Genomic DNA, 13,728 nt, shown 5'->3' with positions numbered 1-13,728 from the left:
CTCTACCCGAATATCGCTTATTTATTCACCGAACGTACCGCTTCAGTCAGATCGATGCTACCTGTATACAGCGCTTTGCCCACGATTGCTCCACCAACGCCATCATCTGCATGGCGGCTAAGACGAAGTAGATCATCCATCACACTCACTCCACCAGAAGCAATGACGGTTCTTCCACTCGCCTTTGCTAGAGACACAATCGCTTCCACATTTGGCCCTTGCATCATGCCGTCCCGAGAAATATCCGTGAAGATAAATGTCTCAGCGCCGAATGCAGCCAGCTCCTTCGCCAGCACTTCCGCCTGAACCTCTGACGTTTCGAGCCAACCACGTGTAGCCACATAACCGTTACGTGCATCGATCCCGATAGCAACCTTATCACCGTAGCGTCCCAACACTTCCTCCGTAAAAGCACGATCCTCAATCGCCGCTGTTCCAATAATGAGTCTGCTAACGCCAAGTCCAAGCAAACGCTCCACATCGGCAACTGTACGAAGACCGCCACCAACCTGAACAGGCACGTTTACTGCTGAAGCGATGCGACCGATCAGTTCATCGTTAACGGGATGTCCAGCCTTAGCACCGTCCAGATCTACGAGATGAACATATGTACCACCTTGCTTCTCCCAAGATCGGGCAACTTGTACAGGGTCATCGTTGTATACCGTCTCCTGATTGTAATCGCCTTGTACCAGTCTTACACATTTGCCGTCCCGGATATCAATTGCTGGATATATGATAAAAGATGACATACAAGCCCTCCTGATTATCGCTTTATAGAGGTTGTTCAAAAAGTCCGCTTTTGATTACGAAGAATGCCTGCCGGCATCTCAGCATCAAATATGGAATTCAGCCGAAATAGGTAGATGCTTACGAAGGTTGTTTCCTTTGGAAACAACGTAGTTGCTCACGTAGTCCTGCCTACGCTCCGCTACTCCATTTCTACCATCATCCCATTTTCTCGGTACTGAAAACCGTCCTTTTTGAACACGCACTTATAGCTGATATTTAGTTTAGAGTAGCATTTCATTTCAGAACTCACTACTCTCTTGCACAATGATTTAACTCATCTGACCTCAATGTACCGATTAAACAAATTACGTTGTCTTACACGAGTTATTCAAATCGTTCCAGTGAAGCTCTAATTTGAACATATTAATGCTCAAACATATACAGCCCGTTTACGCTTACGTTAAAGCCAAGAAATTACCCAGAAGCTTCATGCCTAGCTCGCCGCTTTTTTCCGGATGGAACTGCATACCGAAGTTTGAGCCTCTGCCCACAATTGCCGTCACGGGATGTCCGTAATCGGTGACTGCCAGTAGATCGCTTTGCACTTCAGTAACTGCATGATAAGAATGGACGAAATACACGTGCCCGGCATCCAGACCAGCAAACAACGGGCTTTCCGGTTGTAGGAACTCCAGACGGTTCCAGCCCATGTGTGGAACTTTCAGTTCGCCTGGGGCGAAGCGCACCACTTTACCTGGTAAAATGTTCAGTCCCTCATGTTCTCCGTGCTCCTCACTGGAGCTGAACAACAACTGCATCCCAAGACAAATACCAAGCAGAGGCTTCGACCCAGCAGCAGCTTCTTTAACTACAGCATCCAGTCCACTCTCTCGCAGATGCTCCATCGCATCGCCAAATGCACCTACACCGGGCAAAATCACACCATCTGCACCCAGAATCGCCTCACGGTCTCCCGTTACCAGCGCTTCATAGCCTAGACGTTCGACCGCTTTGCCGACGCTGTGCAGGTTCCCCATACCGTAATCGACAATTGCAATCGCCATCGTCTACAGCACTCCCTTCGTGGAAGGCACACCCGTTACACGTGGATCAATCATCGTCGCCTCATCCAATGCCCGACCAAGTGCCTTGAATATAGCTTCGATCATATGATGCGTGTTCTGTCCGTAGTGCACAATCACATGTAAAGTAATTCGCGCTTCCAATGCCAGTTTCCACAGAAACTCATGCACAAGCTCTGTTGAGAAGCTGCCTACCTGCTGGGATGGATATTCTGCACGATACTCAAAGTGAGGACGGTTGCTGACGTCAATGATGACCTGAGCGAGAGCCTCATCCATAGGCACGAATACGCTGGCATAACGCTTAATGCCCCGTTTATCACCCAATGCTTCTCGTAAAGTCTGTCCAAGACAGATTCCAATGTCCTCTACAGTATGGTGATCATCAATATCAATGTCCCCGCGCGCTTGTACGTTCAGATCGAATTGTCCGTGCTTGGTGAACAGATCCAGCATGTGATTCAGAAAAGGAACATCTGTCTCAATCACCGATTGGCCCGTTCCATCGACGGAAAATGCGAGTTGAATATTGGTCTCATTCGTTTTGCGGTCTACCTGTGCCTCGCGGACAGCACCTTTGTTCTCCACTCCCAAGCCATTCTCTTGATTATCCATTATCTGATTCCGCCTTTCCTTCCTGTTCTAACCGCACAGCGATCGCGCGGGCGTGACCTTCAAGCCCTTCATGCCGAGCCAATTCTATAATAGCCGCTCCGTTCTGGAGCAACGCTTCCTTGCTGTAATAGATCAAGCTTGATTTCTTAATAAAATCATCCACATCCACCGGTGAACTGAACCGGGCTGTACCATTCGTCGGAATAATATGATTCGGGCCGGCAAAATAATCCCCTACTGGTTCCGAGCTATACGGCCCAAGGAAGATAGCGCCAGCATTCTCAATCCGTCCGGCGTAAGCCATTGGCTCTTGCACCATAATTTCTAAGTGTTCCGGTGCAAGGCGATTCACCACATCAATTCCTTCATCCAAGGAATCGACCACGATGATTGCACCGTACTGCTCCACCGAAGCAGCCGCAATATCTCTGCGCGGCAACACTTCCAGTTGCCGCTTCACCTCGGCTTGCACGGCTTCCGCCAGCGTAGCCGAAGTTGTGACGAGAATAGCCGATGCCATCTCGTCATGTTCCGCCTGCGACAATAAGTCTGCGGCAACATACACCGGGTTCGCCGTATCATCGGCGAGCACCACAATCTCACTTGGCCCCGCGATACTGTCGATATCGACTGCGCCATACACCTCGCGCTTCGCGAGCGCCACGTAAATATTGCCCGGTCCACAGATCTTATCCACCGGGGCAATACTCTCCGTGCCGTAGGCGAGGGCGGCGATAGCTTGTGCGCCGCCAACCCGGTACATCTCGCTAACGCCTGCTTCCGCGGCAGCCACGAGAATGTACGGGTTAATACCCTCGCCGCCATTCGTGGATGGCGGCGTAACCAGAACAATCTCCGTCACACCCGCTACCTGTGCCGGAATGACATTCATCAGCACCGATGAAGGATACGCTGCTTTGCCGCCAGGTACATACACACCGACCCGCTTCAGCGGCCTTATCACCTGGCCTAGCAGACTTCCGTCCGGCTGCCAATCCATCCAGGAATTGCGTTTCTGCTTCTCGTGAAACGCACGGATGTTTGCGGCGGCTTGCCGAATCGCCGTTACAAATGATGGCTCCACCGCGGCATACGCTGCTTGCAGCTCCTCCTGCGGCACACGAAGCTCTGAAGCCGCGAGCTTCGTCCGATCCAGTTGCTCTGTGTATCGCAGCAACGCAGTATCACCTTCTCGGCGGATGTCACTGACAATGCGCCGTACGGTTTCATTTTGCTCAGGTGTACCATATTCGACTTCCCGCTTCAGATTAAACTCCCGTGCAGGTACAATCTTCATGCACATAACCTCCTTATCTCCTGTATTGCTACCATGCTATATGTTCGTTCGCCAATATCCATAACTTCTATTCCGCCTAATTTTCGCTCCCAGTGGAGTTCATAGCACTCCATACTCTGCTACACTACACATCAACGAGATCAGCTTTATGTGTTCGATACTAAGCTACGAGACTTTCATTAGCCTCGCAGTATCCCGCTAGGCGTCTCCGCTGATGCTGGAATAACCTTCTGCAATGCGTCGCATAACGACTGAATCCGATCATTTTTCATCCGATAACTAACCCGGTTGGCAATAAGGCGACTGGTAATATCGAGAATCGAATTCATTTCCACCAATCCATTCTCGCGTAGCGTCTGTCCCGTCTCGACTAGATCGACGATTCGATCCGCTAAGCCAATCAGTGGAGCAAGCTCAATGGAGCCGTTCAGCTTAATGACTTCCACCTGCTGTCCTTGTTCTCTGAAATATTGGGAAGCAATGATCGGATATTTGGTTGCTACACGTTGCTGAATACCTGGCTTCCAATCAGGAAGCCCAATAACGGACATCCGACACTGTGCAATTCCCAAGTTGAGCAGCTCATAGACATCCCGGTTTTCCTCAAGCAGTACGTCCTTGCCCACGATCCCGATATCCGCCACACCATATTCTACATAGGTTGGGACATCCACAGGCTTCGCCATAATAAATTCCATACCTGCTTCCGGCACCTCAATGACCAGCTTGCGTGTATCATCTACATCAACGGGAATGTCGAGACCTGCTTCACGGAATAACTTTGAAGCTTTTTTATAGATTCGACCCTTAGGCATTGCTACCTTCAAAATATCCGACATCTCAGCGCGCTCCCCTTTCTTCAGATGCATAACGAATGACCTCGGCATACCGCTTGTCACTCCGCACTTCTTGTTCACCAGAGGTCCCAGCTACCCTCTCCGTTTCATTGTTACTGTTCTCTTCGGAGAGAAGGGCTGTCACAACGTTCTTTCCTAAACTGCGTAACCGCGCCGCTTCCGTAAGTGCTTCAGCTCGGCATTTGGACTGATATTCAATCAGCACAGGTTTTTCTTCTTCTATTGTAATTCCATGTACTCCGTCGATGATCCGGTTTGTTTTGAGTGCAAAACCCGTAGCCGGAAGCGCACGTCCAAACTGCTGCAGCAGATTATCATATCGTCCACCACTGCATACTGGCGATCCAAGCTCTGCCGCATAACCTTCAAACGTCATACCTGTATAATACGAGAAGTCACCAATCATCGTCAGATCAATCAACACATGCTCAGAGACTCCATAAGCCTCTAATACCTCAAATACCGCGCACAGATGAGCAATAGACTCCGCTGCTTCCGGGCTGGAGCTTAACTGAGCCGCATGTGCACAGATCTCTTTGCCACCTCGCAAACGTAAAATCGCTTCAAGTTGCTCCTTCAACTTCGGTTCAAGATCAAGCGCTTCAATAGATTCCCGATAACCAACGTAGTCCCGGCCAAGCAATCCTTTTTTCAATTCTTGCTGCTGTGCAGTCTGACCCGGGATAACCTCTTCCAACAATCCATTCAGGAAACCCATGTGACCCATCGCTATTTTAAAAGAAGACACACCCGCTGCCTGTAATGAGGCAATCGCCAAAGCAACCACTTCGGCATCCGCTTCAGGGGAATCATCACCCACGAGTTCTACACCTGTCTGGAAAAATTCCGCTTCACGCCCTGCTTCCTCTTCGATCGAACGGAACACATTCGCATGATAAGACAAACGGAGGGGAAGCTGCTCATCCTTCAGTAGAGAAGATACAACCCGCGCAATAGGAGCTGTCAGATCCGATCTCAACACGAGCGTTGTTCCTCGGCTATTCAGCAACTTGAACAATTTGCGGTCTGATGTAGAACTGGCTACACCTACCGTATCGTAATACTCAATCGTTGGCGTTATAATCTGGCGATAACCCCAGCGTTCCATGCATTCCAGTGCATTTCGCTCAATCGTTCTCAGCTTGTTCACGACAAGCGGTGTATAGTCACGGAAACCAGTCGGTTTCTCGAAGCCTTTTGGTTTAGACATTGGTATCATTCACCCCGAGTCAGTAGTTTGGATCGTACAGCAGTCTGTATATCGATTCTTGCATCAATTCATTCGTCAATTGTATTTCAATCTGTATCTCAACAGGATTTATGTAGCCAGCATCTATCTGTATCAGCCAAAGCCCCAAATGCCTACGTAAATCCTATTTGCTTTCCTCTGGAAACCGCTCGCGTGCTCTAGCTGCCAAGCAGCACATCATTTCTATCGGTTCGAAACCTCAGCGAGAGGAGAATATTTATTGTTCTTTTTGTCGCCTTTATACTTTCGTATGGTAAAGTGCTAACAAACTAAAGGATATGGGATATGATAACATGAATGACGCCACATCGTCAACAAAACCACACGCTTAGCCCACCATCTTCCTTCTACGGTTTACCCGCATTTTACAAGCATGACGAGGATATTTATATATGAAAAAAGCTGCCCTTAGCAGCTTCTCTCCCAGCGGTTCAATTTCACCTTAATCACTGGATATATCTTGTTAGTTCCTATGGTTCTAATCATAGGTCATAGGTATTCATGCAATGCCTTAAATGCCGTTTTCTAATGACCTTCGTTTACTAAAATGGTTCATCTGTCTTCACGAGCACATCATGCTCTGGAGATGCAGACCGGGATAGATCCCGTAGTGGATTACCTCCCACAAAAGCTCCTGGCGCAACATCCTTATGAACTACAGCGCCTGCTGCAACTACAGCTCCATCCCCAATGGTTACCCCCGGCAAGATGGTTGTATTCGCACCTATGAGTACATTTTCACCGATAATGACCTCGCCAAGCCTGTACTCTTTGATAAGATATTCATGAGCCAGAATGGTCGTGTTATATCCAATGACTGAGTTTTCGCCCACTGTAATTTTTTCCGGGAAAAACACATCTACCATGACCATCAAGCCAAATGCCGTATGTTTACCTACCTTCATGCCAAGCATTCGGCGATAGATCCAGTTCTTTACCGATAGAATCGGACAGTATCGTGATAACTGAATCCAGATGAAATTGCGAACACCTTTCCAGGGGCTTACGGTCTGATAGATATGCCATAATGCATTATGACCTTCTACCGGATAGCGGGTTACTTTTCTCATGAACGTCTCGCTTCAATGCCCGTGAGTGCAAGCAGATCCCTCATATCGTGTATAATATGATCCGGGTTGTATTCTTTCAGTTTCTCTTCACCCTTGAGAGACCAAGCCACACCTACGGAGAGTGCACCTGCATTTTGAGCAGATTGAATATCTACCGGGCTGTCACCAATCATAAATGTTTTGGTAGGATCGGCACCAAGCTCGTTCATCGCCTTCAATACTGGTTCAGCATGCGGTTTCGGATGTGTTACATCCGTGACCGTTACAATCGTTTGCATGTACTTGAGTAAGTCGAAGCGCTCTAACACCTTAAGTGTGGATGGGCGAATCTTCGTTGTCACTACACCCATAACGATACCTGCTTGATGAAGAGCTTCAACAACTTCCAGAACATGAGGGAAAGGCTGTACCATTGCCTCATGGTGAATGTCGTTATATGCTCGATAGCCCTTAACATACTTCGAGACATCCTCTTGTCCAGAAAATGTACGCATCTGCTGTTCCAGCGTGCCACCCATATGTGGAATAATTTCTTCCCGTGTCCACGGAGCTGAATGCTCCCATTCTCCCATTACATGTAGGAACGAGCTGATAATCAGCTCATTCGTATCTATAATCGTTCCATCGAGATCAAACAAAACCGTGTTGATCATACCTGCATTACTCCTTTTTGTCTTCAGCTTGCCTCTGCTCTTCTCTGGCTGGTGTTGATGTTATTGTTTCTTCTTTGCTGTCTTTGCTATTATCTGTACCTAGCGCGCCTGTTTGTGGCATATCATCCGATGGTTCCGCATGTACTTTAGTTGATACGATTGGGTCACTATACCGAACATCTGCCCGGCCCGTCACTCTTCTTACCACAATGAATACCACCGCAACGATGATAATACCGATCGCTAGTAATTGCGAAATTCTAACGTTACCATACGCTGGATCAAGATATCCTTGTTCGAAGCCCATTGCTGTCATTGGAGACCAAAACCCATTTACAAGAGAAGCCACCCATGCTGGTGCCTGGAACCCAAGGCTGTCTGTACGCAGTGCTTCAATGAAGAAACGACCGATAGAGTACCAGATAAAATAGGACATGAACAGCTCACCTGCACGAAGAAACTTCTGACGACGCAGTACAAGCAGAATGCCTAATCCGACAAGGCTCCATAATGATTCATACAAGAACGCAGGATGGTGGAATACGCCTTCTACGTTCATCTGATTGACGATAAAATCGGGAAGGTGTAGCTTGTCCCGCAAAAATGATTCCTCTACAGGTCCGCCGTAAGCTTCCTGATTCACGAAGTTCCCCCAACGGCCGATCATCTGACCAACGATGAGACCAGGTGCACAAATATCGGCCATACGCCAGAAGTTATACCCTTTACGACGGAAGAAAATAACTGCACATATAATGGCGCCAATCAGTGCGCCGTAAATGGCGATGCCGCCATTCCAAATTTTAAATACGTCCCAGAAATTGTCCTTATAATCCTCCCATTTAAATGCCACATAATAAATTCTAGCGCCAATAATAGCAGACGGTACGCCCAGCAGAACCATGTCCATGAACACTTCCTGCGGAATGGCATATCGTTTCCCTTCCTGGATGACCAGCAATAGACCTACAAGCGCTGCTGCACCCAGAATTAACCCGTACCAGTGAACCGTCAGCGGTCCAATAGAGAACGCAATCGGGTTCAACAGTAATAATGTATCCATTCATTCACACTCCTATAAATTCACTCATGCCACCCATTCTCGCTAGCTCTATTCAATGCGCACAGCATCCCATGCTATATTCGGATCTGAGATCAGGATCAATTTCTTGATCATAGTCCATGATTTACTTTCGAAACTGTGCAAACTTCCTACGTATCCTCTATCCAAGAAAAAGTGGTATAGCAAAGCACAGCTTTGTCTCATACCACAATCCCTCCGAACTATTTAATTAATCCATGTCTTCCATATCTTCTGAGATGGTTGCTGTCAATTTATTCGTAAATTGCAGCGCTGCATTCAATCCCATTTGCTTCAAACGATAGTTCATGGCTGCTACTTCGATGATGACAGCTAGATTTCGACCAGGGCGAACAGGGATCGTAACCAAAGGTACATCCGTATCAATAATCCGTGTAGTCTCCTCGTCCAGTCCAAGGCGGTCATACTGCTTGTCCTGCTGCCATGCTTCAAGTCGAACAACAAGGGTGATCCGTTTATTGTTACGCACCGCACCGGCACCAAACAGCGTCATGACGTTGATAATACCAACTCCGCGAATCTCCAGCAAATGACGAATCAGCTCTGGTGCTGTTCCATGAAGCTGGAAGTCGGATGTCTGACGAATCTCTACCGCATCATCAGCAATCAAGCGGTGTCCACGCTTAACTAGCTCCAAGGCAGTCTCACTCTTACCGATACCACTGCTTCCCGTAATTAACATCCCTACACCATTCACATCACACAAAACACCATGGATCGTCGCTGTTGGCGCAAGCTTGCCTTCAAGGAAACCCGTGATCCGGCTGGAAAGAATCGTAGTCGCCATATTACTGCGAAGTACAGCCAAGTTCTGTTCTTCACTGATATCAATCAGTTCCTGTGGAACGTCAAGTCCGCGGGTTATCACAATACAAGGTGTCTCTTCTGTGCATAGACGCTGCATTCGATCACGGCGATCTTGTTCAGACAACATTGCAAAAAAGGCCAGTTCTGTTCTTCCAAGAAGCTGTACCCGTTCCTGAGGATGATATTCAAAATAACCAGCCATTTCTAGACCAGGTCGGTTCAAATCGTCTACTGTAATGAATCTCTTTAATCCATGAGATCCCGAAACAACTTCAAGCTGAAATTGTTGGACTAACTCGGATACTTTCACTTTTTTCGCCATTTGTCTCTTCCTTTCAGCATTCGCTGCCTCTGTATGTACATCAAGATGACACATCATTTCACTACTTTAAGAGCGCATTCAGTTTGATTCCATTTGCAGCCTATACAAAACGTCGATCAACGTTATTCAGCGAAGACAGACCAAAGTTATCGGATGTTTTTCATGCAAATATAGCATGTTCAAACTCTGTTACATCAATCGATAACCTTCAAATAATCTTAAATGAATTCACCGCTGAATGCAATCTTGGACTATGCCTGTTATTAGTCAAAAAAGCCCCTTCCAGCAATAACGGAAGGGGCTTCTGAATACAATGTATGATTGCGTTAACTGACAGATTTCATCGTCACCGAAGAATCCCAGTAATATTAGTCTTGAAGAAGTACGTTCACTTCAGTCTCTTTGTCAAAGATATGAACCTTGTTCATGTCAATTGCCATTTTAACTGTGGAACCATCACGAGTGTTAGAACGTCCGTCTACACGTGCGATTGTAGTATCGTTACCTACACCGCTCAAGTAGAGGAGCATTTCGTGACCCAAGTTCTCTGTTACATCTACGTGTGTAGAGAATACAGAGTTCGGGGATGCTTCCAGGAATACTGGCTCTTCGTGAATGTCTTCTGGACGAACACCCAGAATAACTTCTTTACCAACGTATCCTCTAGTTTTCAGCACTTGTGCTTTACCTTGCGGGATTTCAACGTCCACGCCTGGAGCTACGAAGTGAAGGTTTGCACCTTGCTCAGCCAATTTACCCGAGATAAAGTTCATTGTCGGGGAACCGATGAAACCAGCTACAAACAGGTTAGACGGATGGTTGTAGAGCTCTTCTGGAGAAGCAGCTTGTTGGATGATACCATCCTTCATAACTACGATCCGGTCACCCATCGTCATTGCTTCAATCTGGTCATGCGTTACGTAGATAACTGTTGTTTCCAAACGTTTAGCCAGTTTTGTGATTTCCGCACGCATCTGACCACGAAGTTTAGCATCCAAGTTGGAGAGTGGCTCATCCATCAAGAAGACTTGTGGATCACGGACAATCGCACGTCCAAGAGCGACACGCTGACGTTGACCACCGGACAATGCCTTAGGTTTACGCTCAAGCAAATGCTCGATATCCAAGATTTTAGCTGCTTCACGTACACGTTTGTCGATCTCGTCTTTTTTCACTTTACGCAATTTCAAACCAAACGCCATGTTTTGATATACGCTCATATGCGGATACAAGGCATAGGATTGGAATACCATCGCGATATCGCGGTCTTTAGGAGCAACATCATTCACGACACGGTCACCGATATAGAGTTTACCTTCAGAAATTTCCTCAAGGCCTGCGATCATACGCAGTGTTGTTGATTTACCACAACCGGACGGACCTACCAGAACCAAGAATTCTTTATCTTTAATGTCCAGGTTAATGTCAACTACTGTTGCTTTATCGGAACCCGGGTATTTTTTGAAAATATGCTCTAAACGTACACCTGCCATGATTGTTGCCTCCTCAGAGATCATTTTGTAATCGAATACATTTTGTAGTTTTATAATAACCCATGCATGGGATGTTTGACTATTCGCAAACTGCACAAAAATATCAGAGCTTTTTCGTCACTTTGTACATAAGCAGCAAAAGCCGCACTAGAACAGCACTTTCAAAGCTTCTAACATCGTATCCAATCTCTTGTTTGATCTTATCCAGACGATAAACCAGTGTATTCCGGTGAATAAAGAGCCGTTTGGCGGTCTCACTCACATTGCAATCCAAACTGAAAAAGGTCTCTAACGTTGTGAGGGTCTCACTATCATTAAATATTGCGGTATCCTTACCTGTATCCTTGATGAACCGGAGCCGCTGCTGCTGGGGAATACTTGCAACAACTTGTTCTAGTTGTAGATCCCAAGGAAGATGGATATGCTGTGCCACATGGAATGCTCTACCTAACTGTACACTCTCCTGCAAAAGTGCAGTAGCAGGCACCAGTTGAGTTGCTGGCTGACACGGTAACAATGCAGATAGATGGAATACACCAGCCCATTCACTCGCTACCAATTCATATAGTCCAAGACAGAAGGCGTTAAGCAAATCTTTTCTCGCCTCCACAGTATCCTCTTCAGCCTCACCCATAACAACCTCTTCATCAGCAAGAAAAACCCACTCTTGTTCTCCCATAGGAATCAATATAATCAACTCACCAAAGTAACTCTCCAATAATTTATTAAGCTCTTTGGAGCGAATTCGATGAGCATCTGGTGTTTCACATTGCAGCAAAAAAGGAATCTTTTCTGTGCTCAGCTCCACCGAAATCGATAAATGCTCTGGTACAGATTCATACTGGGATGGATCGTTCATCTGCTGTACAAGCCACTGTCCCAGTTCAGCAAGTTGCTGCTCCCGATCGCTTTCATAAACAACAGGTGTTTCTTCGAGTGAAGCTCCTGTATTGTTAAGGATTAGAAGCTCGATGAGACCCTTGGTTTCTCTAGTTATCGCTTCAGTGGAGCATCCCCAACATACAATATTTCCTTCTTTAATATTCATTCCAACTTTAAAATAAATCCGTTCACCTGTGCTCAAACTCCGAGCTTCAGTATAAGTGTCCCCTTCGGCTGCGCTAAGTTGATCGTCGTGCCCTCCACTATAAGTGGATTTATCGTGGTTAGGATTGATTAACTTTGCCGCTGACTCTTTCCATTCTTCTATTGTAACTTCATATTCATCTAATGTAGTGCCGATAACTGATTCAATTTGTTGTTTAAGACCTGGTATGATCATCATAGTATGAACGTCACCACTCTGTTTTTTTCTACTATCTTATCATATCCTAACGTCGATCGCCTTTGACCTACTCGATATTAAAGACTATTACGAAAATTAACACATAATTATGTATTGGCTGCCGATCCTATTATCCATATATCCTAAAAATAATATTTACTACCTTCTCGATTATTGTTTAGTTTGTTGTTATTTCGGAACAAAAAAAAGAGTGAATAATCAAGTTAATGATTATTCACTCTTTCTATATGATGAGTCATGAAGGGCTCGAACCTTCGACACCCTGATTAAAAGTCAGGTGCTCTACCAACTGAGCTAATGACTCATAAAACTGGTGGAGGATGATGGATTCGAACCACCGAACCCGTAAGGGAGCAGATTTACAGTCTGATGCGTTTGGCCGCTTCGCTAATCCTCCAAAATAAAAAAATGGTGGCTCGGGACGGAATCGAACCGCCGACACGAGGATTTTCAGTCCTCTGCTCTACCGACTGAGCTACCGAGCCTTATTCTATTTTAAGAATTAATGGCGGAACCGACGGGATTCGAACCCGCGATCTCCTGCGTGACAGGCAGGCATGTTAGGCCAACTACACCACGGTTCCAGGCATTAATGGTGCCGGCGAGAGGACTTGAACCCCCAACCTACTGATTACAAGTCAGTTGCTCTACCAGTTGAGCTACACCGGCATATATGGTGGAGGCTGAGGGGATCGAACCCCCGACCCTCTGCTTGTAAGGCAGATGCTCTCCCAGCTGAGCTAAGCCTCCTGGGTAATATGGTAGCGGCGGAGGGGATCGAACCCCCGACCTTACGGGTATGAACCGTACGCTCTAGCCAGCTGAGCTACACCGCCATATTAATGAATTGTCTTGATTGCTTGTCCATCTCCATTAGGATAAAGATGGCGGAGAGAGAGGGATTCGAACCCTCGCACCGTTTACACAGCCTAACCCCTTAGCAGAGGGTCCCCTTATAGCCACTTGGGTATCTCTCCAAATAACAATCATGAACAATGATTACAAGGATTGCTCCTTGAAAACTAGATTCGAAACGAAAGTCTGCGATTTAAAACGTGCTAATTGGATAAGCCCTCGACCGATTAGTACTGGTCAGCTCCATGCATTACTGCACTTCCACCCCCAGCCTATCTACCTCGTCGT

The 13,728-nt window shown here is 46.7% G+C and carries 12 protein-coding genes, 8 tRNA genes and 1 rRNA gene; all 21 read right to left on the bottom strand.

What is annotated here, in order from left to right:
* Positions 1–17 precede the first annotated feature (17 nt).
* The gene (hisA, locus tag M3636_RS25705) at positions 18–752 is read right to left on the bottom strand and encodes a 1-(5-phosphoribosyl)-5-[(5-phosphoribosylamino)methylideneamino]imidazole-4-carboxamide isomerase (protein WP_251384435.1); all 735 of its coding nucleotides are present in this window, start codon (positions 750–752) and stop codon (positions 18–20) included.
* Between the two features lie 435 nt (positions 753–1,187).
* Positions 1,188–1,796, bottom strand: coding sequence for an imidazole glycerol phosphate synthase subunit HisH (gene hisH, locus M3636_RS25700; RefSeq protein WP_128099832.1), 609 nt, complete (start codon positions 1,794–1,796; stop codon positions 1,188–1,190).
* 3 nt (positions 1,797–1,799) lie between these two features.
* Complete coding sequence (gene hisB / locus M3636_RS25695; protein ID WP_164848573.1) at positions 1,800–2,429, bottom strand: imidazoleglycerol-phosphate dehydratase HisB; 630 nt, start codon at positions 2,427–2,429, stop codon at positions 1,800–1,802.
* Positions 2,422–3,726, bottom strand: coding sequence for a histidinol dehydrogenase (hisD, locus tag M3636_RS25690; RefSeq protein ID WP_251384434.1), 1,305 nt, complete (start codon positions 3,724–3,726; stop codon positions 2,422–2,424). The genes hisB and hisD overlap by 8 nt, the downstream gene beginning before the upstream one ends.
* 179 nt (positions 3,727–3,905) lie before the next feature.
* A complete protein-coding gene (gene hisG / locus M3636_RS25685) occupies positions 3,906–4,565 on the bottom strand; it encodes an ATP phosphoribosyltransferase (protein WP_128099830.1) in 660 nt (219 codons plus the stop codon).
* A 1-nt stretch (position 4,566) separates the two neighbouring features.
* Positions 4,567–5,793, bottom strand: a complete 1,227-nt coding sequence (locus tag M3636_RS25680; protein WP_251384433.1) for an ATP phosphoribosyltransferase regulatory subunit — start codon at positions 5,791–5,793, stop codon at positions 4,567–4,569.
* Between the two features lie 581 nt (positions 5,794–6,374).
* Positions 6,375–6,902, bottom strand: coding sequence for an acyltransferase (locus M3636_RS25675; RefSeq protein WP_251384432.1), 528 nt, complete (start codon positions 6,900–6,902; stop codon positions 6,375–6,377).
* Positions 6,899–7,555, bottom strand: coding sequence for a pyrophosphatase PpaX (gene ppaX, locus M3636_RS25670; RefSeq protein ID WP_251384431.1), 657 nt, complete (start codon positions 7,553–7,555; stop codon positions 6,899–6,901). Before ppaX ends, M3636_RS25675 begins: the two co-directional genes overlap by 4 nt.
* Before the next feature lie 7 nt (positions 7,556–7,562).
* Positions 7,563–8,618 (bottom strand): prolipoprotein diacylglyceryl transferase, encoded by a 1,056-nt coding sequence (lgt, locus tag M3636_RS25665; RefSeq protein WP_251384430.1) that lies wholly within the window; start codon positions 8,616–8,618, stop codon positions 7,563–7,565.
* A gap of 229 nt (positions 8,619–8,847) precedes the next feature.
* Positions 8,848–9,786: an HPr(Ser) kinase/phosphatase gene (gene hprK / locus M3636_RS25660; RefSeq protein ID WP_251384429.1), complete on the bottom strand. Its 939-nt coding sequence runs from the start codon at positions 9,784–9,786 to the stop codon at positions 8,848–8,850.
* 368 nt (positions 9,787–10,154) lie between these two features.
* Positions 10,155–11,279, bottom strand: coding sequence for an ABC transporter ATP-binding protein (locus M3636_RS25655; protein WP_128099826.1), 1,125 nt, complete (start codon positions 11,277–11,279; stop codon positions 10,155–10,157).
* Between the two features lie 103 nt (positions 11,280–11,382).
* The gene (locus M3636_RS25650; protein WP_251384428.1) at positions 11,383–12,564 is read right to left on the bottom strand and encodes a PucR family transcriptional regulator; all 1,182 of its coding nucleotides are present in this window, start codon (positions 12,562–12,564) and stop codon (positions 11,383–11,385) included.
* A 252-nt stretch (positions 12,565–12,816) separates the two neighbouring features.
* A tRNA-Lys gene (locus tag M3636_RS25645) sits at positions 12,817–12,889 on the bottom strand.
* A 7-nt stretch (positions 12,890–12,896) separates the two neighbouring features.
* Positions 12,897–12,982: transfer RNA gene (locus M3636_RS25640), tRNA-Tyr, on the bottom strand.
* A 12-nt stretch (positions 12,983–12,994) separates the two neighbouring features.
* Positions 12,995–13,070, bottom strand: a tRNA-Phe gene (locus M3636_RS25635).
* A gap of 21 nt (positions 13,071–13,091) precedes the next feature.
* Positions 13,092–13,169 (bottom strand) — tRNA-Asp (locus M3636_RS25630).
* A 9-nt stretch (positions 13,170–13,178) separates the two neighbouring features.
* Positions 13,179–13,254 (bottom strand) — tRNA-Thr (locus M3636_RS25625).
* Positions 13,255–13,259: 5 nt separating this feature from the next.
* Positions 13,260–13,335, bottom strand: a tRNA-Val gene (locus M3636_RS25620).
* Between the two features lie 9 nt (positions 13,336–13,344).
* Positions 13,345–13,421 (bottom strand) — tRNA-Met (locus M3636_RS25615).
* Positions 13,422–13,470: 49 nt separating this feature from the next.
* Positions 13,471–13,562 (bottom strand) — tRNA-Ser (locus M3636_RS25610).
* Between the two features lie 85 nt (positions 13,563–13,647).
* Positions 13,648–13,728, bottom strand: a 23S ribosomal RNA gene (locus M3636_RS25605); the annotation flags it as partial.

This window comes from Paenibacillus sp. MER 99-2 (assembly GCF_023714095.1).
GTDB lineage: Bacteria > Bacillota > Bacilli > Paenibacillales > Paenibacillaceae > Paenibacillus.
This window is presented reverse-complemented; position numbering and strand designations above follow the sequence as displayed.

Excerpts from the sequence above, each read along its gene's own strand:
- hisA (WP_251384435.1), bottom strand. The coding sequence starts at position 752 with ATGTCATCTTTTATCATATATCCAGCAATTGATATCCGGGACGGCAAA.
- hisH (WP_128099832.1), bottom strand. The coding sequence starts at position 1,796 with ATGGCGATTGCAATTGTCGATTACGGTATGGGGAACCTGCACAGCGTC.
- hisB (WP_164848573.1), bottom strand. The coding sequence starts at position 2,429 with ATGGATAATCAAGAGAATGGCTTGGGAGTGGAGAACAAAGGTGCTGTC.
- hisD (WP_251384434.1), bottom strand. The coding sequence starts at position 3,726 with ATGAAGATTGTACCTGCACGGGAGTTTAATCTGAAGCGGGAAGTCGAA.
- hisG (WP_128099830.1), bottom strand. The coding sequence starts at position 4,565 with ATGTCGGATATTTTGAAGGTAGCAATGCCTAAGGGTCGAATCTATAAA.
- M3636_RS25680 (WP_251384433.1), bottom strand. The coding sequence starts at position 5,793 with ATGTCTAAACCAAAAGGCTTCGAGAAACCGACTGGTTTCCGTGACTAT.
- M3636_RS25675 (WP_251384432.1), bottom strand. The coding sequence starts at position 6,902 with ATGAGAAAAGTAACCCGCTATCCGGTAGAAGGTCATAATGCATTATGG.
- ppaX (WP_251384431.1), bottom strand. The coding sequence starts at position 7,555 with ATGATCAACACGGTTTTGTTTGATCTCGATGGAACGATTATAGATACG.
- lgt (WP_251384430.1), bottom strand. The coding sequence starts at position 8,618 with ATGGATACATTATTACTGTTGAACCCGATTGCGTTCTCTATTGGACCG.
- hprK (WP_251384429.1), bottom strand. The coding sequence starts at position 9,786 with ATGGCGAAAAAAGTGAAAGTATCCGAGTTAGTCCAACAATTTCAGCTT.
- M3636_RS25655 (WP_128099826.1), bottom strand. The coding sequence starts at position 11,279 with ATGGCAGGTGTACGTTTAGAGCATATTTTCAAAAAATACCCGGGTTCC.
- M3636_RS25650 (WP_251384428.1), bottom strand. The coding sequence starts at position 12,564 with ATGATGATCATACCAGGTCTTAAACAACAAATTGAATCAGTTATCGGC.